Consider the following 22,193-nt stretch of genomic DNA (forward strand, 5'->3'; position numbering starts at 1 on the left):
CCTCCTGGAGGGTCGTCAGTCGGGGTCGGGGTCGGGGTCAGACGCCGGCGAGCCGGGCCTTCGGCGCGGTCGCGGCGGGCGTGCCGGGGTGCGCGCCGGTCGCGCGGCTGGAGAACGAGCGCAGCCGCAGGCTGTTGCCCACCACGAAGACGCTCGAGAACGCCATCGCGGCACCGGCGAGCATGGGGTTGAGCAGGCCGAGCGCGGCGAGCGGGATCGCGGCGACGTTGTAGGCGAAGGCCCAGAAGAGGTTCACCTTGATCGTCCCGAGCGTCCGACGCGCGAGCCGGATCGCGTCGGCCGCGGAGCGGAGGTCGCCCCGCACGAGCGTGATGTCGGCGGCCTCGATCGCGACGTCCGTGCCCGTCCCCATGGCGAGGCCCAGGTCCGCCTGGGCGAGCGCGGCGGCGTCGTTCACGCCGTCGCCGACCATCGCGACGACCTTGCCCTCGCCCTGGAGCCGGCTGACGACGTCGACCTTGTCGCGCGGCATGACCTCCGCGATGACCTCGTCGATGCCGACCTCGGCCGCGATCCGTCGGGCGACGGTCGCGTTGTCCCCGGTGAGGAGCACCGGGGTGAGGCCGAGCGCGCGGAGCTGGCGGATCGCCTCGGCGCTCGTGGGCTTGACCGCGTCGGCCACCACGAGGATGCCGCGGGCCTGCCCGTCCCAGCCGACGACGACGGCCGTGCCGCCCTGCTCCTCGGCGCGCGCCTTGGCGTCGGCGAGCTCGCGCGGGAGGTGCTGCGCCCACTCGGCGAGGAGCGACTCGCGGCCGACGAGCACGGCGTGCCCGTCCACGACGCCCTGCACGCCCTTGCCCTCGACGTTGGTGAACTCCGTGGGCACGGGCAGCGGGCCGACCTCCTGGACCGCGCCGCGGGCGATCGCCCGGGCGACGGGGTGCTCGGAGGCGTCCTCGAGCGCGCCCGCGAGGCGCAGGAGCTCCGCGCGGTCGGTGCCCGTCCCGGTGACGACCTCGGTGAGCGTCATGACGCCCGTCGTCACGGTGCCCGTCTTGTCGAGCACGACGGTGTCCACGGAGCGCGTCGACTCCAGGACCTCCGGCCCCTTGATGAGGACGCCCATCTGCGCGCCGCGTCCCGTCCCGACGAGCAGCGCCGTCGGGGTCGCGAGGCCCAGGGCGCACGGGCACGCGATGATGAGGACCGCGACGGCGGCGGTGAACGCCGCCGAGGCCGGGGCGCCCGCCCCGAGCCACGCGCCCAGCGCGCCGACGGCGATCGCGATGGCGATGGGGACGAAGATCGCGGAGACCCGGTCGGCGAGGCGCTGGACCTGCGCCTTGCCGGACTGCGCGTCCTCGACGAGGCGCGCCATCTGCGCGAGCTGGGTGTCGCCGCCGACGCGCGTCGCACGCACGACGAGCCGCCCGCCGGCGTTGACGGTCGCCCCGGTGACGGCGTCGCCCTCCCCGACCTCGACGGGCACGGACTCGCCCGTGAGCATCGAGGCGTCGACGGCGGACGTGCCGGCCACGACCGTCCCGTCCGTCGCGATCTTCTCGCCCGGGCGCACGACGAACTCGTCGCCCACGGCGAGGTCGGTGATCGGGATGCGGGTCTCCGCGCCGTCGCGCAGCACCGCGACGTCCTTCGCGCCGAGCTCGAGCAGGGCGCGCAGCGCGGCGCCCGCCTGCCGCTTGGACCGCTTCTCGAAGTAGCGGCCCGCGAGGATGAACGTCGTGACGCCCGCGGCGACCTCGAGGTAGATGTTCGCCGCGCCGTCGGCCCGGGCGACCGAGAGCGTGAACGGGTGCGTCATGCCCGGCTCCCCGGCCGTGCCGAGGAAGAGCGCGTACAGCGACCAGAGGAACGCGGCGCTGGTCCCGACGGAGATCAGGGTGTCCATGGTGGCCGCGCCGTGCCGCAGGTTCGTCCACGCGGCGCGGTGGAACGGCCACGCCGCCCACACCACGACGGGCGCGGTGAGCACGAGGCTCGCCCACTGCCAGTACGTGAACTGGAGCGCGGGGACCATCGCCATGGCGATGACCGGGACCGACAGCACGACGGCGCCGATCAGCCGGTGCCGCAGCGCGGTGAGCTCGGGGTCGTCCGCGTCCGTGCCCGCGTCCTCGTCGGCGGTGGGGGCCTCGGCGCGCGGGACCTGCGCCGTGTAACCCGTCTTCTCGACCTCCGCGATGAGCGTGGCCGCGTCGACGCCGTCCGGGACGGTGACCCTCGCCTTCTCGGTCGCGTAGTTCACGGTCGCGGTGACGCCGTCGAGCCGGTTGAGCTTCTTCTCGATCCGCATGGCGCACGAGGCGCAGGTCATCCCCCCGATCTCGAGCTCGACGAACGTCCCCGGCGACGGGGCGGCCGATGCCGTCATGAGGTTCTCCTTCCGGCCGGGCAGCGGGCTGCCCGGTGCAGGGTGGTCAGTGGTCGTCGTGCGCGGCGGGGTCGTCGTCGGCCGGGGCGTCGGCCGGGGCCTCGTCCGGGGTCACCGTGGCGCCGGTGGCCTCGACGGTGAAGGCCGCGGTGCGCACCTGGCCCTCGACCTGGAAGTCGAGGTACAGGAGGTACCGGCCCGCGGTGGGTGCCTCGACGGCGAACGCCACGGTCGGGCCCGAGACCTCGCCGGGCGCGGCCTCCGCGCCCTCGGGGTGGGCGTGCAGGTAGGCGAGGTCGCCGTCGCGGAGCGCGACGAGGTGGCCGAACGCGCCGAGATACGGCTCGAGCGTCGTGACCGGCTTGCCGTCCCGCGTGACCTCGAGCGTCAGCCTCCAGGCCGTGCCGACCTGGAGGCTCCCGTCGAGCGTGACGTCGTACCCGTCGACGGACGCCGTGGTCGTGGGGGCTCCCGCCCGGACGGGCACGACGTCGCCCGCGACCTCGACGGTGCGGCTCAGGGTGATCGGGTCGCCGCCGGTGGGGACGGCGTCGGCGTACACGCGGTAGGTGCCCGCGGCGTCCCACGTCCAGGGCACCGACCAGCGGCCGACGTCGTCCAGCTCGGGGTGGGCGTGGCGGTAGTGCGCCCCGTCGGAGCGCACGACGACGAGGTGCAGGCGCTGCTCGTGCGCGACGGCGAAGTCGGTCACCGGCGCGCCCGTCGGATCGGTCAGGGTGAAGGCGAGCTCGCCGGGCGTGCCGGGCGACTGCGGCGCCTCGATCTCGCCGAGCGTGTAGCCGCCCTGCTCCAGGGACAGTCCGCCGACCATCTCCGCTCCTCTCGTGGTCTCCTGCGGGGGGTCGTCGCTCGTGGCGGCGTGCTGCTCCGGCGCGTGCGCGGCGGGCGGCTCCGCCAGCGCGCCCTCGGGGACGACGGCGCCCGCGACGGCGGCCGAGGCCACGAACACGACCCCGAGCCCGGCGACGTAGAGCGCGATCCGGGCGGGGGCTCTCATCGCGTCCGCTCCGCCGTGTAGCCGGCCTCGTCGACGGCGGCGAGGACCGCGGCGTCGTCGAGGGGCTGGTCGGCCGTGACGACCAGCCGACCGGTGGTCGCGCTCACGTCGATCGCGGTGACGCCGGGCACCTGCCCGACCTCCTCGCGCACCGACATCTCGCAGTGGCCGCACGTCATCCCGGTCACCTGGTACTCGATCTCGACGATGCTCACGACGTTCCTCCTCCGTGCTGATACCCCCATGGGGTATGGCTGGGATGGCGAATATACCCACAGGGGGTATCTAGGTCAAGGAGGAGAGATGGGCGACGTGGACAGGCCGGACGTGGTGGTGGTCGGCGGCGGAGCCGCCGGGCGCGCCGCCGTGACGACGCTGCGCGGCGAGGGGTTCGACGGTCGCGTCGTCCTCGTGCACGGCGAGGAGGGGGAGCCCTACCTGCGCACCCTCGTCGACAAGGCGATCCTCCAAGGCCTGCTCACCGCGGAGCAGGCCGCCCTGCCGGTGCCGCTCGACGTCGAGCTCGTGCGGGCGCGCGCGACCGGGCTGGACCCCGCGCGGCGGGCCGTCGTCCTCGCGGACGGGCGCGAGCTCACCGCCGCCGCCGTCGTCCTCGCGACCGGCGCGGTGCCTCGCCCCGGGCCGGCCGTGGACCGCGTCCCGGCGCTCGCGGGCGCCGACGGCGGGGAGCCCCGCGTGGTGCACCTGCACACCGCGCGGGACGCCGAGCGGCTGCGTGCCCTGCTCGGCCCCGATCCCGCGCGGCGCACGGTCACCGTGCTCGGCGCCGGGTTCGTCGGTTCCGAGACCGCCGCCTGGCTCGCCGAGGTCGGCGCGACCGTCCACCTCGTCGCCCGCTCGCGGCTCCCGCTCGCGGGGGCGCTCGGGACCGCGGTCGCACGCGCCGTCGCCCTGCGTCACGAGGAGCACCTCGACGCCCACCTCGGCCGCCGGGTCGAGGCGGTGACCGAGCACCCGGGCGGCGTCACCGTGCGCCTCGCGGGCGGACGGTCCTGGAGTCCGACCTCGCCGTCGTCGCGCACGGCACCGCGCCCGCCGCACCCGGCACCGGCGGCGGCGTCGACGTCGACGACCGCCTCGCCGTCCCCGCCGCGCCCGGCCTGTTCGCCGCCGGGGCGGTCGCCGTCCACCGGGACCGGCACGGACGACGGTTCCGGACCGACCACTGGGACGCCGCCGTCGCGCAGGGCGCCCACGCGGCGCGCGCCGCCCTGCGCCGTCTCGTCGGCGGCCCGGACCCCGGCCCGTACGTGCCCGACGCCGGTTTCTCCCTCGTGCTGCACGGCGCCCAGGTCGCCGGGTTCGGCGTCGCCGTGCCCGGCGCGACCCCGGAGCACCGCACGCTCGACGGCGGCGGGCTGCTCACCGAGCTGCGTGTCGGGGGCGACCTGGTCGCCGTGGTCGGCCTCGGCGCGACGCGGGAGCTCCACGCGCTGCGCCGAGACCTGCGCCGCCCCTGAGGCGTCGTCGGTCCACAGCGCGCCGGCGCGCGAGAATGGCCGCGTGACCACCGAGCGACTTCCCCGTGTCCGCGCGTCCGAGCTCGTCGGGCGCGGCTGGCTCAACACCGGCGGCCGCGACCTGACCCTCGCCGACCTGCGCGGCAAGATCGTCCTGGTCGACTTCTGGACCTTCTGCTGCGTCAACTGCCTGCACGTCCTCGACGAGCTGCGCGAGCTCGAGGAGCGGCACCGAGACGTGCTGGTCGTCGTCGGCGTGCACTCGCCGAAGTTCGAGCACGAGGCGGACCCGGCGGCGCTCGCGGCCGCGGTCGAGCGGTACGAGGTCCACCATCCCGTGCTCGACGACCCGGAGCTCGTCACCTGGTCCGCGTACGCGGCGCGCGCCTGGCCGACGCTCGTGGTCGTCGACCCCGAGGGCTACGTCGTCGCGCAGATGGCGGGGGAGGGGCACGCGTCCGCGATCGCCGCGCTCGTCGAGGAGCTCGTCTCGGAGCACGACGCGAAGGGCACGCTGCACCGGGGCGACGGCCCGTACGTGGCGCCCGAGCCGTCGTCGGGCACGCTGCGCTTCCCCGCGAAGGCGATCGAGCTGCCCGGTGGCAACATCCTCGTCGCGGACGCCGGGCACCACGCGCTCGCCGAGCTCCTGCCCGACGGCGAGACCCTCGTCCGGCGCATCGGGTCCGGCGAGCGCGGGCTCGCCGACGGCGGCCCCGAGGACGCGCGGTTCGCCGAGCCGAACGGGCTGTGCCTGGTCCCGGTCGAGCTCCGGCCGTGGCTCGGGTACGACGTCGTCGTCGCGGACACGGCCAACCACGTCCTGCGCGGGGTCCGCCTCGAGGACGGCCACGTGACCACCGTCGCGGGGACGGGCGAGCAGTTCATGGTCGGCGGGGTCGAGAACGTCGTGCTGCGGGAGGGACGGGGCGCCGACGTCACGGGCCACGGTCCTGCCGAGGCGGGCGGGCAGTACGCGCCGCTCGACGTGCGCCTCTCGTCGCCGTGGGACGTGGCCTGGTCGCAGGACCTCGCGGCGTTCGTCGTCGCGATGGCCGGGAACCACACGCTGTGGGCGTTCGACGGCGAGCAGGGCTCGATGACGCACCTCGCCGGGACCATGAACGAGGGTCTGGAGGACGGGCCGGGAGCGTCGGCCTGGTTCGCCCAGCCGTCCGGGCTGGCCGTCGCACCCGACGGCGCCGTCTGGGTCGCCGACGCCGAGACCTCGGCGCTGCGCCGCGTGACCGCGGTCACCGGCGAAGGTGTGGAGGTGCGGACCGCCGTCGGGCAAGGGCTGTTCGACTTCGGCCACCGCGACGGCCCGGCCGAGCAGGCGCTGATGCAGCACCCGCTCGGGGTCGCGACGCTGCCCGACGGGAGCGTCGTCGTCGCCGACACCTACGACGGCGCGCTGCGCCGGTTCGCGCCCGCGGCCGGTGACGCCGGGAGCGTCGGGGACGACACCTCCGGAACCCGCCTCGCCGGCGAGGTCACGACCCTGGCGACGGGCCTCGCGGAGCCGAGCGGCGTCGTCGTGCAGGTGGGCGAGGGGCCGGACGGCGAGCCGCAGGTCCACCTGCTCGTCGTGGAGTCCGCGGCGCACCGCCTGACGCGCGTCGCGCTCCCGGCGTCGCTCGCGGGCGAGGTGCTCGACGGCGGCGCGCACCGCACGCAGCGCCCCGTCACCGACATCGGGGCCGGGCCGCTGTGGCTCGACGTGCCGTTCGTCCCGGCGCCGGGGCAGAAGCTCGACGACCGGTTCGGCCCGTCGACGGAGCTGCGCGTGAGCGCGACGCCGCCCGAGCTCCTGCTGTCCGGGGAGGGCGTCGGCGTCGAGCTCGGCCGCGACCTGGTCATCAACCCCGCGGTCGGGGAGGGCGTGCTGCACGTGACGGCCCGGGCAGCGTCGTGCGACGTCGTCCCGCTCGGCCCGGACGGCGAGCCCGACCCGGACGTGTTCCCCGCGTGCCACCTCGCGCAGCAGGACTGGGGCGTGCCGGTCCGCGTGGTCGACCGCGGCGAGCCGGGGGACGTCCCGTCCCTCACGCTCCCGCTGCGCGGCTGACGAGGTCGTCCGGCTCGCCGTCGTCGAGCTCGTCGTCGAACCGGCGCTGGGCCGCCTCGACCTCGCGGCGGTGCGCGTCGACCCAGGCGAGCAGCGCGTCGACGGGCTCGCGGAGCGTCTTGCCGAGCGGGGTGATGCGGTACTCGACCGCGACAGGCCGGGTGCGGACCACGCGACGGTCGACGATGCCGTGGCGCTCGAGGCGCCGCAGCGTCGTCACGAGCGACTTCTGCGTCACGGCAGGGATCGCGCGCCGGAGCTCGTTGAACCGTGCGGGGCCGTCGCAGAGGGCCTCGAGGACGTGGACGGACCACGTGTCGAGCACCTGGTTCAGCAGGCGCCGGTGGTCGTCGCCGATCTTCAGGCGGTGCGACTCGGGTGGTGGGGCGGTATCGGGCACGACACCTCGTCTCGTTGAAGTGCGTTCGGGCGATCAAGTATCCATGGGATACCCCATCGAGAGGAAGGTCCCCATGGCCGTCCAGCGCCTCACCCCCGAGGGCATGCTCCAGCCCGCCCCCTACCACCACGTCGCGGTCGCGACGGGGAGCCGCCAGGTGCACGTCGCCGGCCAGGTCGGCGGAGACCCCGACCGCGACGACCTCACGCGTCAGGTCGCTGCGGCCCTCCGCAGCACCGCCCGGGGGCTCGCGGCCGCGGGTGCCACGTTCGACGACGTCGTGCGCCTCACGTTCTTCGTCGTCGGGTGGGAGCCGACCGCGATGGCGGACTTCCTGGCCGGCATCGAGAGCGTCTCGGACGAGCTCGCGATGCCGCGGCCGCTCCCGCCTGCCTCGCTGATCGGTGTCCAGGCGCTCTTCGCGCCGGGGGTGCTCGTCGAGGTCGAGGCGACCGCCGTGCTCGACTGACACGCGGCGCCCCGCCCGGCCCCGCCGGGTCGCGCCGGCAGGGCGGGCCGGGCGTCAGCCCCAGGTGAGCAGCTCCTCGCCGTGGGCGGCCCACGCACCGACCTCGGCGAGCGAGGTCACGTCGTCGGGCGCCGCCTCGAGCGCGACCACGGGGCACACGGCCGAGCGGCCGCCGGCGCGCACGGCCTTCGGGTCCCACGTGACGAGCACCGTGCCGCGCTGGACGTGGTCGCCCTGCGCGACGTGCGTCGTGAAGCCCTCGCCGCCGAGCTGGACGGTGTTGATGCCGAGGTGCACGAGGACCGCGCGGCCGTCGTCGTGCTGGACGACGAACGCGTGCGGGTGCAGCTTGACGACCGTGCCCGTGATGGGCGCGACGGCCTCGCCGCCCTGCGCGTCGTCGGGCTCGACCGCGAGCCCGGGGCCGACGAGCCCGGCGGAGAAGACGGGGTCGTCGACGTCGCCGACGTCCACGACCGTGCCCGTGACGGGGACGAGCACCGTGAGCGGCGCCGCCATCAGCGGAGGTCCTCGATGTCGGAGGCGATGTTGTCGGCCTCGGGGCCGACGATGACCTGGATCGCGGCGCCCGACCGCACGACGGCGATCGCCCCGGCCGCGGTCAGCGTGGCGTCGTCGACGAGCGCCGGGTCCTCGACCTCGACGCGCAGGCGCGTGATGCACGCCTCCAGGTCGAGGACGTTCGCGTCGCCGCCGAGGCCTCGGAGGATCTGCTCTGCCTTGCTCACGGGTGCTCCTCGTGGTCGGGGTCCGGCCGGGGCCGGGTCGGGGGCCCGGCCGGCAGCCGTGCCGGTCGGGGTGCGCGGGGTGCGCTGGAGAAGGGCGGTGGCCCGGGTCGCGCGCGGGCCGGGTTCCTCACATGAGGTCGGCGAGGTCGGACGCGATGGTGTCGACCTGCGGGCCGACCACCACCTGCACGACCCGCCCGTTCACCATGACGCCGAACGCGCCGGCGCGGCGCAGGAGCGCGGCGTCGACGAGCGCGGGGTCCTTGACGAGCGACCGGAGCCGCGTGGTGCACGGGTCGATCTCCTCGATGTTCCCCACCCCGCCGAGGCCGGCGAGGATCGTCGCGGCGCGTTCCGCGTCGGACTGTGTCATCGGTCGTTCCCTTCGGTCGCCCGTGCCGGCACCGGCACGGGGGCGAGCTGGTCGGTCGGCGCGTCGTCGGTGACGGCGCCCCCGTCCGCGGCGGCGGCGTCGTCGGCGGTGGTGCTGCGCGGCACGAGCGTCGGGCGCGCCTCGCGCAGCGGGACGAAGACGCTGTACCGGTCGCCGCGGTAGCTGGACCGGGAGTACATGAGGGGCGAGTCGCCCGCGAACGTGCGTCGCACGGTGCGCATGACGGCTCGCGAGGCGCGGAGCCCGAGCAGCTTCTGCTCCTGGACGGTGGCGTCGGACGCGGTGATCGTGTCCTCGCCCCACGTCGGCGCGAGGCCGCGCTCGCGCAGGGCGCCGTACAGGCTCTCGGGCACGCCGTCGTCGAGCAGGTCGGGGGCGAGGTCCACGGGGATCCAGGCCTCCTCGACGCTCATGGGCGACCCGTCCGCGCTGCGCAGGCGCACGACGTGGTGCATCGGGTCGCCGGTCGCGCGGCCGAGCGACTCGGCGACGGACGCGGGCGCGGGGGCGGTCCCCACCTCCAGCACCTCGGTGCCCGGCTCCATGCCGCGCCGTCGTGCCTCCTCGCCGAACGTCGTGAGGCGCATCTCGAAGTCGGCGCGCGGCGGAGCGACGAAGGTGCCCCGCCCCTGCGCGCGCTCCAGCACGCCCTCCGTGACGAGCGCGTCGACGGCCTGGCGCACGGTCATGCGCGAGACGCCGAACTTCTCGGTGAGGCTGCGCTCGGACGGCACCGCGTCGCCGACGGAGAGCTCGCTCGCCACGAGGTCGGCGAGGTAGGCGCGCACCGTGAGGTACTTGTGCTCGCTCGCCTGCGATCGTGACCTGCTCATCGTCGTGCCGCGTCCTCGTCCTCGTGCCGTCCCTGGTCCCGGTCGTCGCCGACCGTCCTGCTCCGGTGCCGCGTTCTCCACGGCTGCATTCTCGTTGCCCGGCCGTGGTGCGACCTGCGGCGACGCGCCCCGCGGGGCCTGCCGTGTGTCCCGGGTCACCCTCGGGGGTTGACACATCATGAGGTCTAGACCACTCTTCCTGCAAGTGGTCCAGACAACCTGGACCGACAGCCCGGGCACGACGACCCCAGGTCTTCTCGTCGCGCCCCGGAACCGGCAACGACGCCGCTCGACGTCGCGCCACAGCCGCCGCACGACGCACCTCGCCTGCGCCCCAGGCCTGCCCAGGAGGAGAAGGACATGACGACCGTCGCCGAACCGACGAGGACCAAGAGGGGGGTGCCCGGCTTCGCGCAGCTCCAGCGCGTCGGGCGCTCGCTCATGCTGCCCATCGCGTCGCTGCCCGCCGCCGCGCTGCTGCTGCGCCTCGGCCAGCCGGACATGCTCGGGGCCGACGGCGTCGCCGGCACCTTCGCGTGGATGCAGCCCGTCGCCGACGTCCTCGGCGCCGCCGGGAACGCGCTGTTCAGCAACCTCCCGATCATCTTCGCCCTCGGCGTCGCGGTCGGGTACGCGAAGAAGTCGGACGGCACGACGGGGCTCGCCGCCCTCATCGGCTACCTCGTCTTCAAGGGCGTCAGCGACTCGCTCTCGCCCTACGTGCTCGGCGAGGCGGCGGAGGGCGAGACGCAGGCGCTCATCAACTACGGCGTGCTCGGCGGCATCGTCATCGGCCTGACGGCCGCGCTCCTGTACCAGAAGTACTACCGGATCAAGCTGCCGCAGTACCTCGCGTTCTTCGGCGGTCGGCGGTTCGTGCCGATCGTCACGGCGGGCGTCTCGGTGCTCATCGCCGTGGTGGGCGCGCTGATCTACCCCGCGTTCGACTGGCTCATCAACGAGCAGATCGGCGGGTTCGTCACGGGCTCGACCATCCTCGGCGCGTTCGTCTTCGGCACGCTCAACCGCCTCCTCGTGCCCATCGGCCTGCACCACCTGCTCAACTCGCTGCCGTGGTTCCAGTTCGGCGAGTACACCGCCGCCGACGGCACGGTCGCGCAGGGCGACATCTTCCGGTTCCTCGCGGGCGACCCCACCGCGGGCACCTTCCTCACCGGGTTCTTCCCCATCATGATGTTCGCGCTCCCGGCCGCCGCGCTCGCGATCGTCCACACCGCCAAGCCGGCGCAGCGCAAGGTCGTCGCGGGCATCATGGGCTCGGCCGCGCTCGTCTCGTTCGTCACGGGCGTCACCGAGCCGCTCGAGTTCGCGTTCGTGTTCGTCGCCTACCCGCTGTACGTCATCCACGCGGTGCTCACCGGCACGTCGATGGCGCTCGTCAACGCGCTCGGCATCCGCGACGGGTTCGGCTTCTCCGCGGGCGCGATCGACTACCTGCTGAACTTCCGGATCGCCGAGATGCCGCTGCTTCTCATCCCCATCGGGCTCGGGTACGCGGTGCTCTACTACGTCCTCTTCCGCTTCGTCATCACCCGCTGGAACCTGCGGACGCCGGGTCGTGAGGACGACGACGCGGAGGGCGCCGTCCAGGCGACGGGCGCCGTGGACACCACCGACGACGCCCGGCCGGACGCCTCGGCGGCCGAGGCCGCGTCGGTGCGGCGCGCGGCCGCTGACACCGCGGAGGCAGGCACCCCGAGCCGGACGGGCGCGTCCGGCGGCGGGGGCACGGCGTGACGCTCGCCGACGACGTGACGCGCGCCCCGGCGCGGGCCGCCGACCCGGGGCTGACCGGCGTGCCGGTCAGCCCCGGGCGGGGGGCGGGGCCGGTGGCCCGGATGCCCGGCTCGGTCGCGGAGCCGGACCCGGCTCCGCTGTCCGCCGCCGCGTCGGGCGCCGACGTCGACCTCGCGGTGACGCAGGTCCTCGCGGCGGTGACGACGGTCCAGGAAGACCTCACGGCCCGCGCAGCGCGGGCCGAGGGCACCGCGGCGGAGGTCCTGGGCGTGACCGCCGCGATGGCGGCCGACCCCGCCCTGGCGCGCGACGCCGTCGGGCGGGTGCGCGAGCAGCGGGCCACCCCGGCCCGGGCCGTGTGGGACGCGGCGGGGGTCGTCGTCGGGCGGCTCGAGGCGCTGGGCGGCCTCCTCGCCGAGCGGGCGCGCGACGTGCGGGACGTGCGCGACCGGATCGTCGCGACCCTGCTCGGCCTCCCCGTACCCGGCGTGCCCGATCCGGGCCACCCGTTCGTGCTCGTGGCCGACGACCTCGCGCCCGCGGACACGGCACAGCTCGATCCCGAGCGCGTGCTCGCGGTCGTCACGCGCGGTGGTGGGCCGACGTCGCACACCGCGATCCTCGCGCGCGCCCTGGGCATCCCGGCCGTCGTCGCGGTCGAGGGCGCGCTCGCGCTGCGCGACGGCGAGACCGTGCTCGTGGACGGCGGCCTCGGCACGGTGGAGCGCGACCCGTCGGAGCACGACGTGGCGGCGGTCGTCGCGGCCCGGGGCGCGCGCCGCGCCCGTCGGCGCCTCGACGGCCCGGGGCGGACGGCGGACGGCCGGCGCGTGGAGCTGCTCGCCAACGTCGCGGACGGCGCGGACGCGCGCGCCGCCGCCGAGGCGGGCGCGGAGGGCGTCGGGCTGTTCCGCACCGAGGTCTGCTTCCTCGGCCGGACCGTCGAGCCGACGGTCGACGAGCAGGTCGCGGCCTATCGGGAGGTGCTCGCCGCGTTCCCGGGCCGCAAGGTCGTCGTGCGCACGCTCGACGCGGGCGCCGACAAGCCGCTCCCGTTCGTCACGCCCGACGCCGAGCCGAACCCCGCGCTCGGGGTGCGCGGCCTGCGGACCGCGCGCCGCCACCCCGAGGTGCTCGACCGTCAGCTCACGGCCGTCGCGCGCGCGGCGGAGGCGGAGGCGGCGGACGTGTGGGTCATGGCGCCGATGATCGCGACGCCGGACGAGGCGGAGTCGTTCGTCGCGCTGTGCGCGGACCACGGCCTCGCGACGGCGGGCGTGATGATCGAGGTGCCGGCCGCGGCCCTCGGCGCGCGCTGGGTGCTGGCCAGGGCGGCGTTCGCGAGCATCGGCACGAACGACCTCACGCAGTACACGATGGCGGCCGACCGCGAGGTCTCCGACCTCGCGCGCCTGTCCACCGCGTGGCAGCCGACGGTCCTCGCGCTCGTCGGGGCCACGGGCTCGGGGGCGGCGCTCAACGGGCGACCGCTCGGCGTGTGCGGGGAGGCGGCGGCCGACCCGGTGCTCGCCCCGGTGCTCGTCGGGCTCGGCGTGACGTCGTTGTCCATGACGCCGCGCGCGCTCCCGGACGTCGCCGCGGTGCTGGCGGCCACGACGTCGGGGGAGTGCGAGGAGCTCGCGTTCCTCGCGCTGCAGCAGCCCACGCCCGACGCCGCGCGCGCGGCAGTGCGCGCCCGGCTCCCCGTGCTCGACGAGCTGGGTCTGTGACGAGCGCCGTGCCCGGCCCCGCGCCCGCGGGGCCGGGCACCGCGTCAGGCGACCTCGGTCTGCTCCAGGAAGGCGACGAGCGCGTCGATCGACGCGCTCGCTTCGTCGCCGTCGGCGTCGGTGGAGAGCACGACCTCGTCCCCGGCCGAGACGCCGAGCGTCATGACCCCGAGGATGCTCGCCGCCTCGACGGCGTCGCCGCCGGGCTTGGCGATGCGCACGGGCGCGGGCTGGGCGGCGGCGGTCTTGACGAAGAGCGCGGCCGGGCGGGCGTGCAGGCCCTCGGTGATCGCGACGACGACGGCACGGTCCATGGTGTTCCTCCGGCAGACAAGTGGTCTGGACCAGTGCATCCTAGGCGATCCGGCCCGGAAAGGGGAGGGTCGGAAGCCCTTCGCGCGGCGCGGCGTCGTCGGCGCCGCCCGTCCGCTGGTGTGGGCCACAGCGGACGGGTCTAGGGTGACCGGCATGTCAGACGCGACGACGCCGCGAGAGGCCCCCCGGTCACCGGGGGAGCAGCCGCGCATCCACGTCACGCTGTCCACGGCGAGCGTCTACCCGCGCAAGGCCCAGTACGCCTTCGAGGCGGCGGCCGACCTCGGGTACGACGGCGTCGAGGTCATGGTGTGGTCCGACGAGACGACGCAGGACGCCGCGGCGCTGCGCCGGCTCTCCGCCGAGCACGACGTGCCGATCCGCAGCATCCACGCGCCCACGCTCCTCGTGAGCCAGCGCGTGTGGGGACGGTCGCCCGGCCCCAAGCTGCGGCGCAGCGTCGAGCTGGCGCAGGAGGTCGGGGCGAGCACCGTCGTCGTGCACCCGCCGTTCCGCTGGCAGTACCGGTACGCGCGCGAGTTCGAGGACCTCGTCGGCGAGCTCGACGAGACCGAGGGCGTCACCATCGCGGTCGAGAACATGTACCCGTGGCGCAGCCGCAAGCGCGAGATGCAGGCGTACCTGCCCGGCTGGGACCCGTCCGAGCACGGCTACGAGCACGTCACGCTCGACCTGTCGCACGCCGCCGTCGCGCAGCAGGACGCGCTCGCGCTGCTCGACGTGTTCGACGGTCGTCTCGCGCACGTGCACCTCGCGGACGGGTCGTCGTCCATCACGGACGAGCACCTCGTCCCCGGGCGCGGCGACCAGCCGTGCGACCTCGTCCTCGCCGAGCTCGTGCGCCGCGGCTGGGAGGGGGACGTCGTCGTCGAGATCTCGACGCGGCGCGCCCGCACCGCGGCCGAGCGGCGCGAGGACCTCGCCGCCTCCCTGTTCTTCGCGCGCACCTACCTCACGCCCGGGCCGCACCCCGGGTACTCGCCACCGCCCGGACCTCCGCACCGCCACGTCGACGCGTGGGGCGAGGCGGAGGCGCGCGAGATAGCGGCGGCGGAGGACGCCGCGGGCAGCGCCGGCACCGGCTGACGGCGGAGCGTCAGAACCGTAGCGAGCCGAGGATCCCGCGCAGCGTCTCGAGCCCCGCGTCGTCACCGGGCAGCGAGATCATCAGCATGAGGTTCTCTCCGCCGTCCGCGCCGTGGACCCGGACGTCCGCGCTGAGCGCCGAGATCCGGTCGTCCGCCCAGAACGGCCCCTGGTGCAGGAGCACCTCGGCGAAGTCGGCGCCCGGGACCTCGATCCGCTGCCCGTGCCACCCCTCGCCGGAGTAGTCGAACGCGCGCGCCCCGGAGCCGCCTCGCTGGACGAACATGTTCCAGTGCACGTCGGGGGACGTGCCGTCCTGGACAGGCCCGGGGTTCGTGGCGAACGGGCCCGTCCACTCCACGCCGGGACCGTAGTTGCCCTCGACGTCGGCGACGGTCCAGCCCGGCGGCACGGCGTAGGAGAGGGTGCCCGTCGTGGCCGTCTGCCACCCGGCGGGCGTGCCCGTGGTGAGCGGGCCGATCTCCGGGTACGTGTACGTCGGGCTGAACCACTCCGGCGCGCCCTCGGCCGCGAACCACAGGTTGCCGAGGAAGTCGCGGGCGAGCTCGTCGCCCACGGCGTCGTCCGTGAAGTCGAGGCGGATCGTCCAGCCCGTTCCGCCGTACCGGACCCGGGCCTCCCAGCGGGCGAGGTCCGGGTCGTCGGCCGGGCCCCGCGTCACCACGACGAAGTCCGAGCCGGGGACCTCGACCGTCCAGGCCCCGGAGTCCCGGGCCGGCACGACCCACGACGCGGCCCCGGGGTCGACGTCGATGCTCACCGTGGCGCCGGAGTCGACCATGGGCGGCGGGACCGCGTCCGCGGGGATCTCCGACCCCGGAGGGGCCCAGTGCTCCGGGCCCTTCCAGCGGACCGACGCGGGCTCGCCGGACGCCTCGCCCTCGACCTCCCACCCCCCGGGGGGCAGCGTGTACGTGAGCCCGCCCTGCACGGTGTAGTCCCCGTGGTGCGTGCCGACGACGCCGTGCTCGACACCCGGCAGCTCCGGCAGCTCGCCGTCGCCCACCGGCAGGTAGCGTGCGGGCTCCTGCGGTGGCGCCGCGGGAGCGGGGGCCGCTCCCTCCGACGCCGGTGCGGTGGTCCGCGCGGGGGCCGCCGCGAGCGCGGGCGGCGGCGCCGACCCGCGGGACAGGGCCCCGGGGAGGAGCGCCGCGACCGCGACCAGCGCCGCCACGGCGACGGCCGACCCGCTCGCGGCGACCACGCGCCGTCGTGCCCGCACGCGCCGGACCGCGCGGCGCGCCAGAGAGTCCGGGTCCAGCGTGGGCGGCACCTCGACGGCGGTCTGCGCGGCGCGCACCCGCTCCACGAGGTCCTCGTCGTCCGGGGTCCTGCGTTCCGGCGTCGTGCTCATCGCTCGGTCTCCGTCCCGTGCTCGGGTGCGATCAGGGTGCGCAGGCGGGCCAGGGCCCGGGACCCGGTCGACTTCACGGTGCCGACCGCGATCCCGAGCTCTGCGGCGGTCTCGGCCTCGGACCGGTCGAGGACGTAGCGCAGCAGGACGACCCGCCGCTGCTTGACGGGGAGGGCGAGCAGGGCCCGCACGACCCGGTCCCGGTCCTCGATCCCGGACGAGTCGCCCGTCGCCGGGACGTCGAGACCCACGAGGGTGTCGTGCTCCACGGAGACCTCCCTCCGGGTGCGCCGCCACGAGTCGATGCGAGCCGTCACCACGACGCGGCGCGCGTAGGCGAACGGCTGCCCGTCGCCCACGCGCGTCCACGCGCGGAACGTCCGTTCGAGCGCGAGCTGCACCAGGTCGTGCGCCCGGTGCGCGTCCCCGCACAGCAGGTACGCGTACCGGTACAGGTCGGCGGAGCTCGTCCGGGCGAACTCGGTGAAGCGCTCCTCGGCGGTCAGGCCGACGCGCACGACCTGCACCTCGGGCGCGCCGCCCCACCGCTCGGTCGTGACGTCCGTCATGGCCGACCGCCCCCCTGCTGCGGTCGGCGCCTCGGCCGACGTCGGTTCCTCACGACTGCTAGACGCAGCGGAGGGTGCCACGGGTTCCACCTTTCTCCGGGAGCTCGCAGGGATCGCCCAGGATGCCACCGTCGACTCCCGGGCGTCCCGCGCCCGGCCGGCCCGCGCGGCCGGTCTGCCCGCGCGGCCTGCGGGCTGACGTAGGCTCGGCGGTCGTGGCTCGAGTCAACGGTCTTCTCGCCGACACGACCCCGCTGCGCATCTCCCCGCCGTTCCGCCGCCTGTGGTGGGGGCTCGGCATCTCCAACCTCGGCTCGCAGCTCACGGTCGTCGCCGTCGGCCTGCAGGTGTACGCGCTCACGGGCTCGTCGCTCGCGGTCGGCGTGCTCGGCCTCTGCGCGCTCGTCCCGCTGGTGGTGCTCGGGCTCTACGGCGGCGCGCTCGTCGACGCGTACGACCGCCGCAAGGTCGCGCTCGCGGCCTCGACGGCGCTGTGGGTGGTCACCGCGCTCATCGCCGTCCAGGCGTGGCTGCACCTGAACTCGGTCGGGGTGCTCTACGCGCTCGTCGCGGCGCAGTCCGCGGCGTTCGCGATCAACAACCCGGCGCGCTCCGCGATCATCCCGCGCCTCGTCGAGCCGCGGCTCCTGCCCGCGGCGAACGCGCTCCAGACGATCGCGTGGAACGTCGCGCTCACCGTCGGCCCGCTGGGCGGCGCGCTCCTCGTCGCGCTGTGGGGCTACCAGGTCGCGTACACGATCGACGCCGTCCTGTTCACGGCCGCGCTGTGGGCCGTGTGGCGGCTCCCCGACATCCCGCCTCTGCCCGCCGGGCCCGGCGCCCCGGCCGCGGTCGCCGCCGCCCCCGCGGGGCGCCGGCGCCGCGTCGTGGGGTGGCGGTCCGTCGTCGACGGCCTGCGGTACCTCGCGACCCAGCCCAACGTCCGCACGACGTTCCTCGTCGACCTCGCCGCGATGGTGCTCGCCTCGCCGCGCGTGCTCCTGCCCGCCGCCGGGGTCGTGTTCCTCGGGGGCGGCGAGGCGACGACGGGCGTCCTCACCGCGGCGTTCGCCGTCGGGGCGGTGCTCGCGGGCGTGTTCTCCGGGGGCCTGTCGCGCGTGCGGTGGCAGGGCCGCGTCATCGTGTGGGCGATCACGGCCTACGGGCTGTCGATCGTGCTGTTCGGCGTCGTGCTCCTCGGCGTGGGCGCGACCACCCCGACGACCGTCCTCGTGGGCGGCGTCGTCGCGGCGAGCGTCGCGCTGGCGCTCGCGGGCGCGTCCGACGCCGTGAGCGCGGTGTTCCGCCAGACGATCCTCCAGACCGCGACGCCCGACGACATGCGCGGCCGCCTCCAGGGCGTGTTCATCGTCGTCGTCGCGGGCGGGCCCCGCCTCGGCGAGCTCGTCCTCGGCGCGCAGGCCACCTGGGTGGGGGAGGCGTGGGCCGCCGTCGCGGGCGGTGTCGCGTGCGTCGTCGTGCTGTGGCTCGTCGTGCGGGCCCAGCGCCGGTTCTGGCGCTACGACGCCCTGCACCCGGAGCCCTGAGGCCCCGGCTCAGCCGAGGCGTGCGGCGCCGATCCGCTCGATGCGGTCACGACCCCAGTCCCCGAGGGACTCGAGCGCCGCGTTGAGCGTGCTGCCGTGCTCGGTGAGGGAGTACTCGACGCGCGGCGGCACCTCCGGGAACACCTCGCGCACGAGCAAGCCGTCCGCCTCCATCTCGCGGAGCTGCTGCGCGAGCACCTTGTCGCTCACCCCGGGCAGGCTGCGCTTGAGCGCGGCGTACCGGCGCACGCCGTGGTCCTCGAGCTCCCAGAGGATGAGCGACTTCCACTTCCCGCTCACGACGTCCATCGCGGCGTCGAGCCCGCAGACGTAGGGCCCGCGCCGCGCGGTGCCGGTGGACGTGCCGGTGGGCGTCCCCGTGCCGGGGGAGGTGCGGACCGTCGTCGTCATCGTTCGCTCCTTCGTCGCAGACCCGTTCCGTTCCGGGGGACGCCCTGACCTGCACGCTCACCCAGAGGTGAGAACCCCACCTCGAAGTGCGTTCTTCCCGGGGGACCGCACGCCGGGGAGGGTGGACCGCGAGGGCACGCCGCGCCGCCGGCCGCCCCAGGACCCACGACCCGACCCGACCCGGAGGAACGATGCCCGACCAGTCACCCGCCCCAGCAGCCGCCACGCGGCCCGTCACCGTGCTCGGCCTCGGGGCGATGGGCCGCGCCCTCGCCGCCGGGACCGTCGCCGTCGGTCACCCCACCACGGTGTGGAACCGCACGCCCGGACGTGCGGACGTGCTCGTCGCGGCCGGCGCGCGCGAGGCGGCGTCGGTGCGCGACGCCGTCACCGCCTCGCCGCTCGTCGTCGCGGTCCTCCTCGACCACGCGTCGGTGCACCAGACGCTGGACCCGGTGGCGGAGGAGCTCGCGGGCCGGACGCTCGTCAACCTCGTGACGACGACGCCCGAGGAGTCGCGCGAGCTCGCCGCGTGGGCGGGCTCCCACGGGGCGGCCTACCTGGACGGCGGCATCATGGCCGTCCCCGGCATGATCGGCGGGGCGGGGGCCGAGATCCTGTACAGCGGGTCGCGCGCGGCGTTCGACGACTCCCGCCCCGTGCTCGACACGTGGGGCGCGAGCACGTGGTTCGGCGAGGACCCGGGCCTCGCGCCGCTCTACGACCTGGCGCTGCTCGCGGGCATGTACGCGATGTTCGCGGGCTTCTTCCACGGCGTCGCGATGGTGGGGACGGCGGGTGTGAGCGCGCGCGACTTCGCACGCCGTGCCGCGCCCTGGATCGCGGCGATGACGTCGGAGCTCGCCGGCTACGCCGACGTCATCGACCGCCGTGACTACGCGGGCCCCGGCCAGCAGAGCCTCGAGTTCTCGGACCTGTCCGACATGGTCCGGGCGAGCGCGGAGGCCGGGCTCGCGACCGACGTCGTCGCGGCCGTCCAGGCGCTGGTCCGCCGTCAGATCGAGGCAGGCCACGGTGCCGACGGCTTCGCGCGCGCCGTCGAGAGCCTCCGAGAACCGGTCCGCACCCCCGTCGGCACCGCCCTCGCAGGAGGAGCACGATGAGCACACCCGCCCCCGTCACCCTGATCGGCCTGGGCCCGATGGGCCAGGCGATGGTCCGCACGCTGCTCGCCGCGGGCCACCCCGTCACCGTGTGGAACCGGACGCCGGCGCGCGCCGACGCGCTCGTGGCCGAAGGCGCGGTCCTCGCCACGACGGCGGCCCAGGCCGTCGCGGCGAGCGACCTCGTCCTGCTGAGCCTGACGGACTACGCCGCGATGCACGACGTCCTGGACGCCGCGACGGAGGTCCTGCGCGGTCGGACGGTCGTCAACCTCGGCTCGGGCACCCCCGGAGAGACCCGCACCGCGGCCCGGTGGGCGGACGAGCACGGCGCGACGCTCGTCACGGGCGGCGTCATGACGCCCCCACCAGGTGTCGGGGGCGCCGACGCGTACGTGTACTACAGCGGTCCGGAGGCGGCGTTCCGTGCGCACGAGACCACGCTCGCGCTGCTGGGCGCACCCCGCTACCTCGGCGATGACCCGGGGCTCGCGCAGCTCCTGTACCAGGCGCAGCTCGACGTGTTCCTCACCGCGCTGTCGGGCGTCGCGCACGCGGCCGCGCTCGCGCAGGCGGCCGGGGTCGCACCCACGAACTTCGTCCCGGAGGCGCTGCGGACGCTCGTCGAGACGCCCGCGATGATCGCGGGCGACGGCCCGCCGGGCGCGGAGTTCGAGACCGGCGTCCACCCGGGCCACCTCAGCACCGCGACGATGATGGGCGCGACCGCGGCGCACGTCCTCGGAGCGAGCGAGGAGCTGGGAGTCGACGACGTGCTGCCGCGCGCCGTGCTGTCGCACTACGAGCGCACGCTCGCCGCCGGGCACGGGCGGGACGGCTGGACGGCGATCTTCGAGGTCGTCAAGGCGCGGACGCCCGCGGCGCAGAGCGTCGGTGGAGAGTCCTAGGCTCGGGGCGTGCCCCCGAAGAAGCCGACGACCGAGCCACCCGCGATCGACCCGGTCGTCCTGGACGACCTCCAGCCCGGTGACGCCTACGACCTCGAGGCGGAGGCCGACCTCGAGGGGTTCGAGATCACGGACCTCCGTCTCGACCGGCTCGACCTGCACGGCGCGACCGTGTTCTCCACGCGGCTCGACCAGGTGCGCGCCGACGAGGCCGACCTGGGGGCGGTGAGGCTCACGGAGGTCGTGCTGGGGCGCCTCGACGTCCCGGTGGTGCGCGGGACGCGCGGCCGGTGGCGCGAGGTCGAGGTGCGGGGCGCGCGCCTCGGGTCCGCCGAGCTCTACGAGTCGTCGTGGGCCGGGGTGCGGTTCGTCGGGTGCAAGCTCGGGTTCGTCAACCTGCGCGGCGCGTCGCTGCGCGACGTGGTGTTCACCGACTGCACGATCGACGAGCTCGACCTCGTCGCGTCCGACGCGCTGCGCGTCGCGTTCGAGGGCACGCGCGTGCGCCGGCTCGACGTGCAGGGCGCCACGCTCGCCCACGTGGACCTGCGCGGTGCCGAGATCGACGAGCTCGGCGGCATCGAGTCGCTGCGCGGCTCGACCATCGACTCGATGCAGCTCGCCCGCCTGGCCGCGACGTTCGCCCACAGCCTCGGCATCACGGTGACGGACTGATGGCGGCCCCGCAGGCCGAGGTCCTCGTGGCCGGGCCGGCGTCGTGGAACCTCCTCGTCCAGCTCGACGAGCTGCCCGCTCCCACGCCCCACACCGTGTTCGCGCGGTCGCACCGGCACACGGTCGGCGGCACGTCCGCGGGCAAGGCGCTCAACCTCGCGCGCCTCGGCCGGTCGGTGCTCCTGCGCACCGTGCTCGGGGCGGACGACGACGGCGCGCGCGTCCGGTCCCTTCTCGAGAGCGCGGGCGTGCGGGTGCTCGCGGAGCCCTCGCCCGACGGCCGCACCGAGAGCCACCTCAACCTCATGGACGACGGCGGCGGCCGCGTCTCGGTCTACCTGCGCGCACCGGGCGAGGTCCCGGCCCAGGGCGAGGCGTGGGACGCCACGGTCGCCGCGCTCGACGTGGCGCGGGCCGTCGTCGTCGACCTGGCACTGCCCGCCCTCCCGGTGCTCGACCTCGCGGTGGCCCGAGGCCGCGACGTCTGGGTCGACCTGCACGACTACGACGGCGAGTCCGCCTTCCACCGGCCCTGGGTCGACGCGGGCACGCACGTGTTCCTCAGCGGGGACCGGCTCGACGACTGGCGCGGTTTCATGGCCGCCCGGGTCGCGGCGGGCGCGCGCCTGGTGGTCTGCACGCACGGCTCGCGCGGCGCGGTCGCGCTCACGCCGGAGGGCGGCTTCGTCGAGGTCCCGGCACAGCCCGTGCCGCACGTCGTCGACACGAACGGCGCCGGCGACGGCTTCTTCGCCGGGTTCCTCGACGCGCACCTGCGCGGTGCAGGCGTCGAGGAGGCGATGCGGGCGGGCGCCCGGCACGCCGCCCTCGTCGTGCAGAGCCCGGACCTCGCCCCGGCCTGACCAGTCCTGACGACCCGACCCCTCGCCTGCCCCGCCCCGGCGC

The 22,193-nt window shown here is 75.6% G+C and carries 23 protein-coding genes and 1 pseudogene; 12 read left to right on the forward strand and 12 right to left on the reverse strand.

Translation table 11 applies throughout. From position 1 onward, the window contains the following. Positions 1 to 37: 37 nt before the first annotated feature. Genes E1O70_RS07075 through E1O70_RS07085 form a run of 3 tightly spaced genes read right to left on the reverse strand, consistent with a single transcriptional unit; the run spans position 38 to position 3,583 of the window. Positions 38 to 2,356 (reverse strand): heavy metal translocating P-type ATPase, encoded by a 2,319-nt coding sequence (locus tag E1O70_RS07075; protein ID WP_061267019.1) that lies wholly within the window; start codon positions 2,354 to 2,356, stop codon positions 38 to 40. A gap of 46 nt (positions 2,357 to 2,402) precedes the next feature. Then, positions 2,403 to 3,374 (reverse strand): hypothetical protein, encoded by a 972-nt coding sequence (locus E1O70_RS07080; RefSeq protein ID WP_061267018.1) that lies wholly within the window; start codon positions 3,372 to 3,374, stop codon positions 2,403 to 2,405. After that, a complete protein-coding gene (locus E1O70_RS07085) occupies positions 3,371 to 3,583 on the reverse strand; it encodes a heavy-metal-associated domain-containing protein (RefSeq protein ID WP_085951370.1) in 213 nt (70 codons plus the stop codon). The genes E1O70_RS07080 and E1O70_RS07085 overlap by 4 nt, the downstream gene beginning before the upstream one ends. Positions 3,584 to 3,677: 94 nt before the next feature. Here E1O70_RS07085 and E1O70_RS20700 point away from each other — a divergent pair. The 3 genes and pseudogenes from E1O70_RS20700 to E1O70_RS20400 form a co-directional block, all read left to right on the forward strand. Continuing rightward, positions 3,678 to 4,325 (forward strand): annotated as a pseudogene (locus E1O70_RS20700) (FAD-dependent oxidoreductase); the annotation flags it as partial. Positions 4,326 to 4,645: 320 nt separating this feature from the next. Beyond that, the gene (locus tag E1O70_RS20395) at positions 4,646 to 4,855 is read left to right on the forward strand and encodes a hypothetical protein (protein ID WP_194216839.1); all 210 of its coding nucleotides are present in this window, start codon (positions 4,646 to 4,648) and stop codon (positions 4,853 to 4,855) included. 43 nt (positions 4,856 to 4,898) lie between these two features. Next, positions 4,899 to 6,923: an NHL domain-containing thioredoxin family protein gene (locus E1O70_RS20400; RefSeq protein ID WP_061267014.1), complete on the forward strand. Its 2,025-nt coding sequence runs from the start codon at positions 4,899 to 4,901 to the stop codon at positions 6,921 to 6,923. Here E1O70_RS20400 and E1O70_RS07095 read toward each other — a convergent pair. Beyond that, positions 6,901 to 7,323, reverse strand: a complete 423-nt coding sequence (locus E1O70_RS07095) for a winged helix-turn-helix transcriptional regulator (protein ID WP_061267013.1) — start codon at positions 7,321 to 7,323, stop codon at positions 6,901 to 6,903. The two genes, E1O70_RS20400 and E1O70_RS07095, sit on opposite strands and share 23 nt — an antisense overlap. A 43-nt stretch (positions 7,324 to 7,366) precedes the next feature. On the opposite strand from E1O70_RS07095, the gene E1O70_RS07100 reads away from it, so the two are divergent. Continuing rightward, a complete protein-coding gene (locus E1O70_RS07100) occupies positions 7,367 to 7,792 on the forward strand; it encodes a RidA family protein (RefSeq protein WP_240696632.1) in 426 nt (141 codons plus the stop codon). A 54-nt stretch (positions 7,793 to 7,846) separates the two neighbouring features. Here E1O70_RS07100 and E1O70_RS07105 read toward each other — a convergent pair whose 3' ends face one another. The 4 genes from E1O70_RS07105 to E1O70_RS07120 form a co-directional block, all read right to left on the reverse strand. Continuing rightward, entirely contained in the window at positions 7,847 to 8,311 is a 465-nt protein-coding gene (locus E1O70_RS07105; protein ID WP_061267011.1) for a PTS sugar transporter subunit IIA, read from the reverse strand. Continuing rightward, complete coding sequence (locus E1O70_RS07110) at positions 8,311 to 8,541, reverse strand: PTS sugar transporter subunit IIB (RefSeq protein WP_061267010.1); 231 nt, start codon at positions 8,539 to 8,541, stop codon at positions 8,311 to 8,313. Before E1O70_RS07110 ends, E1O70_RS07105 begins: the two co-directional genes overlap by 1 nt. Positions 8,542 to 8,668: 127 nt before the next feature. Then, complete coding sequence (locus E1O70_RS07115; RefSeq protein WP_021482555.1) at positions 8,669 to 8,914, reverse strand: PTS sugar transporter subunit IIB; 246 nt, start codon at positions 8,912 to 8,914, stop codon at positions 8,669 to 8,671. Continuing rightward, the gene (locus E1O70_RS07120) at positions 8,911 to 9,768 is read right to left on the reverse strand and encodes a GntR family transcriptional regulator (protein WP_061267009.1); all 858 of its coding nucleotides are present in this window, start codon (positions 9,766 to 9,768) and stop codon (positions 8,911 to 8,913) included. Before E1O70_RS07120 ends, E1O70_RS07115 begins: the two co-directional genes overlap by 4 nt. Before the next feature lie 360 nt (positions 9,769 to 10,128). Between E1O70_RS07120 and E1O70_RS07125 the strand changes: the two genes are divergently transcribed. Beyond that, on the forward strand, positions 10,129 to 11,526 hold the full coding sequence (locus E1O70_RS07125) for a PTS transporter subunit EIIC (protein WP_082774278.1): 1,398 nt from the start codon (positions 10,129 to 10,131) through the stop codon (positions 11,524 to 11,526). Positions 11,527 to 11,576: 50 nt separating this feature from the next. Next, entirely contained in the window at positions 11,577 to 13,256 is a 1,680-nt protein-coding gene (gene ptsP, locus E1O70_RS07130; protein ID WP_128957669.1) for a phosphoenolpyruvate--protein phosphotransferase, read from the forward strand. Positions 13,257 to 13,300: 44 nt separating this feature from the next. On the opposite strand, the gene E1O70_RS07135 is transcribed toward ptsP, so the two are convergent. Further along, complete coding sequence (locus tag E1O70_RS07135) at positions 13,301 to 13,570, reverse strand: HPr family phosphocarrier protein (RefSeq protein WP_061267008.1); 270 nt, start codon at positions 13,568 to 13,570, stop codon at positions 13,301 to 13,303. 154 nt (positions 13,571 to 13,724) lie between these two features. Between E1O70_RS07135 and E1O70_RS07140 the strand changes: the two genes are divergently transcribed. Continuing rightward, positions 13,725 to 14,678, forward strand: coding sequence for a sugar phosphate isomerase/epimerase family protein (locus E1O70_RS07140; protein WP_081600354.1), 954 nt, complete (start codon positions 13,725 to 13,727; stop codon positions 14,676 to 14,678). Positions 14,679 to 14,688: 10 nt separating this feature from the next. Here E1O70_RS07140 and E1O70_RS07145 read toward each other — a convergent pair whose 3' ends face one another. Next, the gene (locus E1O70_RS07145; protein WP_061267007.1) at positions 14,689 to 16,053 is read right to left on the reverse strand and encodes a hypothetical protein; all 1,365 of its coding nucleotides are present in this window, start codon (positions 16,051 to 16,053) and stop codon (positions 14,689 to 14,691) included. Further along, on the reverse strand, positions 16,050 to 16,622 hold the full coding sequence (locus E1O70_RS07150; protein WP_061267006.1) for a SigE family RNA polymerase sigma factor: 573 nt from the start codon (positions 16,620 to 16,622) through the stop codon (positions 16,050 to 16,052). Before E1O70_RS07150 ends, E1O70_RS07145 begins: the two co-directional genes overlap by 4 nt. A gap of 215 nt (positions 16,623 to 16,837) precedes the next feature. Between E1O70_RS07150 and E1O70_RS07155 the strand changes: the two genes are divergently transcribed. Next, positions 16,838 to 18,169, forward strand: coding sequence for an MFS transporter (locus E1O70_RS07155; protein WP_061267005.1), 1,332 nt, complete (start codon positions 16,838 to 16,840; stop codon positions 18,167 to 18,169). 9 nt (positions 18,170 to 18,178) lie between these two features. On the opposite strand, the gene E1O70_RS07160 is transcribed toward E1O70_RS07155, so the two are convergent. Further along, on the reverse strand, positions 18,179 to 18,580 hold the full coding sequence (locus E1O70_RS07160; RefSeq protein WP_082774275.1) for a winged helix-turn-helix transcriptional regulator: 402 nt from the start codon (positions 18,578 to 18,580) through the stop codon (positions 18,179 to 18,181). Positions 18,581 to 18,771: 191 nt separating this feature from the next. Here E1O70_RS07160 and E1O70_RS07165 point away from each other — a divergent pair, with 191 nt between their 5' ends. The 4 genes from E1O70_RS07165 to E1O70_RS07180 are packed head-to-tail and all read left to right on the forward strand — an operon-like array spanning position 18,772 to position 22,150. After that, positions 18,772 to 19,704 carry an NAD(P)-dependent oxidoreductase gene (locus tag E1O70_RS07165; RefSeq protein WP_061267004.1) on the forward strand — a complete coding sequence of 311 codons (933 nt, stop codon included), beginning with the start codon at positions 18,772 to 18,774 and terminating at the stop codon, positions 19,702 to 19,704. Next, positions 19,701 to 20,612, forward strand: coding sequence for an NAD(P)-dependent oxidoreductase (locus tag E1O70_RS07170; RefSeq protein WP_061267003.1), 912 nt, complete (start codon positions 19,701 to 19,703; stop codon positions 20,610 to 20,612). The genes E1O70_RS07165 and E1O70_RS07170 overlap by 4 nt, the downstream gene beginning before the upstream one ends. A 9-nt stretch (positions 20,613 to 20,621) precedes the next feature. Then, positions 20,622 to 21,287 (forward strand): pentapeptide repeat-containing protein, encoded by a 666-nt coding sequence (locus E1O70_RS07175; protein WP_061267002.1) that lies wholly within the window; start codon positions 20,622 to 20,624, stop codon positions 21,285 to 21,287. Then, a complete protein-coding gene (locus E1O70_RS07180) occupies positions 21,287 to 22,150 on the forward strand; it encodes a carbohydrate kinase family protein (protein WP_061267001.1) in 864 nt (287 codons plus the stop codon). The genes E1O70_RS07175 and E1O70_RS07180 overlap by 1 nt, the downstream gene beginning before the upstream one ends. Positions 22,151 to 22,193 lie beyond the last annotated feature (43 nt).

The organism is Cellulosimicrobium funkei (assembly GCF_004519295.1).
In the GTDB taxonomy this organism is placed as follows: Bacteria; Actinomycetota; Actinomycetes; order Actinomycetales; family Cellulomonadaceae; genus Cellulosimicrobium; species Cellulosimicrobium funkei.

Coding starts and splice junctions, on each gene's coding strand:
- E1O70_RS07075 (WP_061267019.1), bottom strand. CDS start 2,356: ATGACGGCATCGGCCGCCCCGTCGCCGGGGACGTTCGTCGAGCTCGAG.
- E1O70_RS07080 (WP_061267018.1), bottom strand. CDS start 3,374: ATGAGAGCCCCCGCCCGGATCGCGCTCTACGTCGCCGGGCTCGGGGTC.
- E1O70_RS07100 (WP_240696632.1), top strand. CDS start 7,367: ATGGGATACCCCATCGAGAGGAAGGTCCCCATGGCCGTCCAGCGCCTC.
- E1O70_RS07105 (WP_061267011.1), bottom strand. CDS start 8,311: ATGGCGGCGCCGCTCACGGTGCTCGTCCCCGTCACGGGCACGGTCGTG.
- E1O70_RS07115 (WP_021482555.1), bottom strand. CDS start 8,914: ATGACACAGTCCGACGCGGAACGCGCCGCGACGATCCTCGCCGGCCTC.
- E1O70_RS07120 (WP_061267009.1), bottom strand. CDS start 9,768: ATGAGCAGGTCACGATCGCAGGCGAGCGAGCACAAGTACCTCACGGTG.
- E1O70_RS07125 (WP_082774278.1), top strand. CDS start 10,129: ATGACGACCGTCGCCGAACCGACGAGGACCAAGAGGGGGGTGCCCGGC.
- E1O70_RS07135 (WP_061267008.1), bottom strand. CDS start 13,570: ATGGACCGTGCCGTCGTCGTCGCGATCACCGAGGGCCTGCACGCCCGC.
- E1O70_RS07140 (WP_081600354.1), top strand. CDS start 13,725: ATGTCAGACGCGACGACGCCGCGAGAGGCCCCCCGGTCACCGGGGGAG.
- E1O70_RS07145 (WP_061267007.1), bottom strand. CDS start 16,053: ATGAGCACGACGCCGGAACGCAGGACCCCGGACGACGAGGACCTCGTG.
- E1O70_RS07150 (WP_061267006.1), bottom strand. CDS start 16,622: ATGACGGACGTCACGACCGAGCGGTGGGGCGGCGCGCCCGAGGTGCAG.
- E1O70_RS07160 (WP_082774275.1), bottom strand. CDS start 18,580: ATGACGACGACGGTCCGCACCTCCCCCGGCACGGGGACGCCCACCGGC.
- E1O70_RS07165 (WP_061267004.1), top strand. CDS start 18,772: ATGCCCGACCAGTCACCCGCCCCAGCAGCCGCCACGCGGCCCGTCACC.
- E1O70_RS07170 (WP_061267003.1), top strand. CDS start 19,701: ATGAGCACACCCGCCCCCGTCACCCTGATCGGCCTGGGCCCGATGGGC.
- E1O70_RS07180 (WP_061267001.1), top strand. CDS start 21,287: ATGGCGGCCCCGCAGGCCGAGGTCCTCGTGGCCGGGCCGGCGTCGTGG.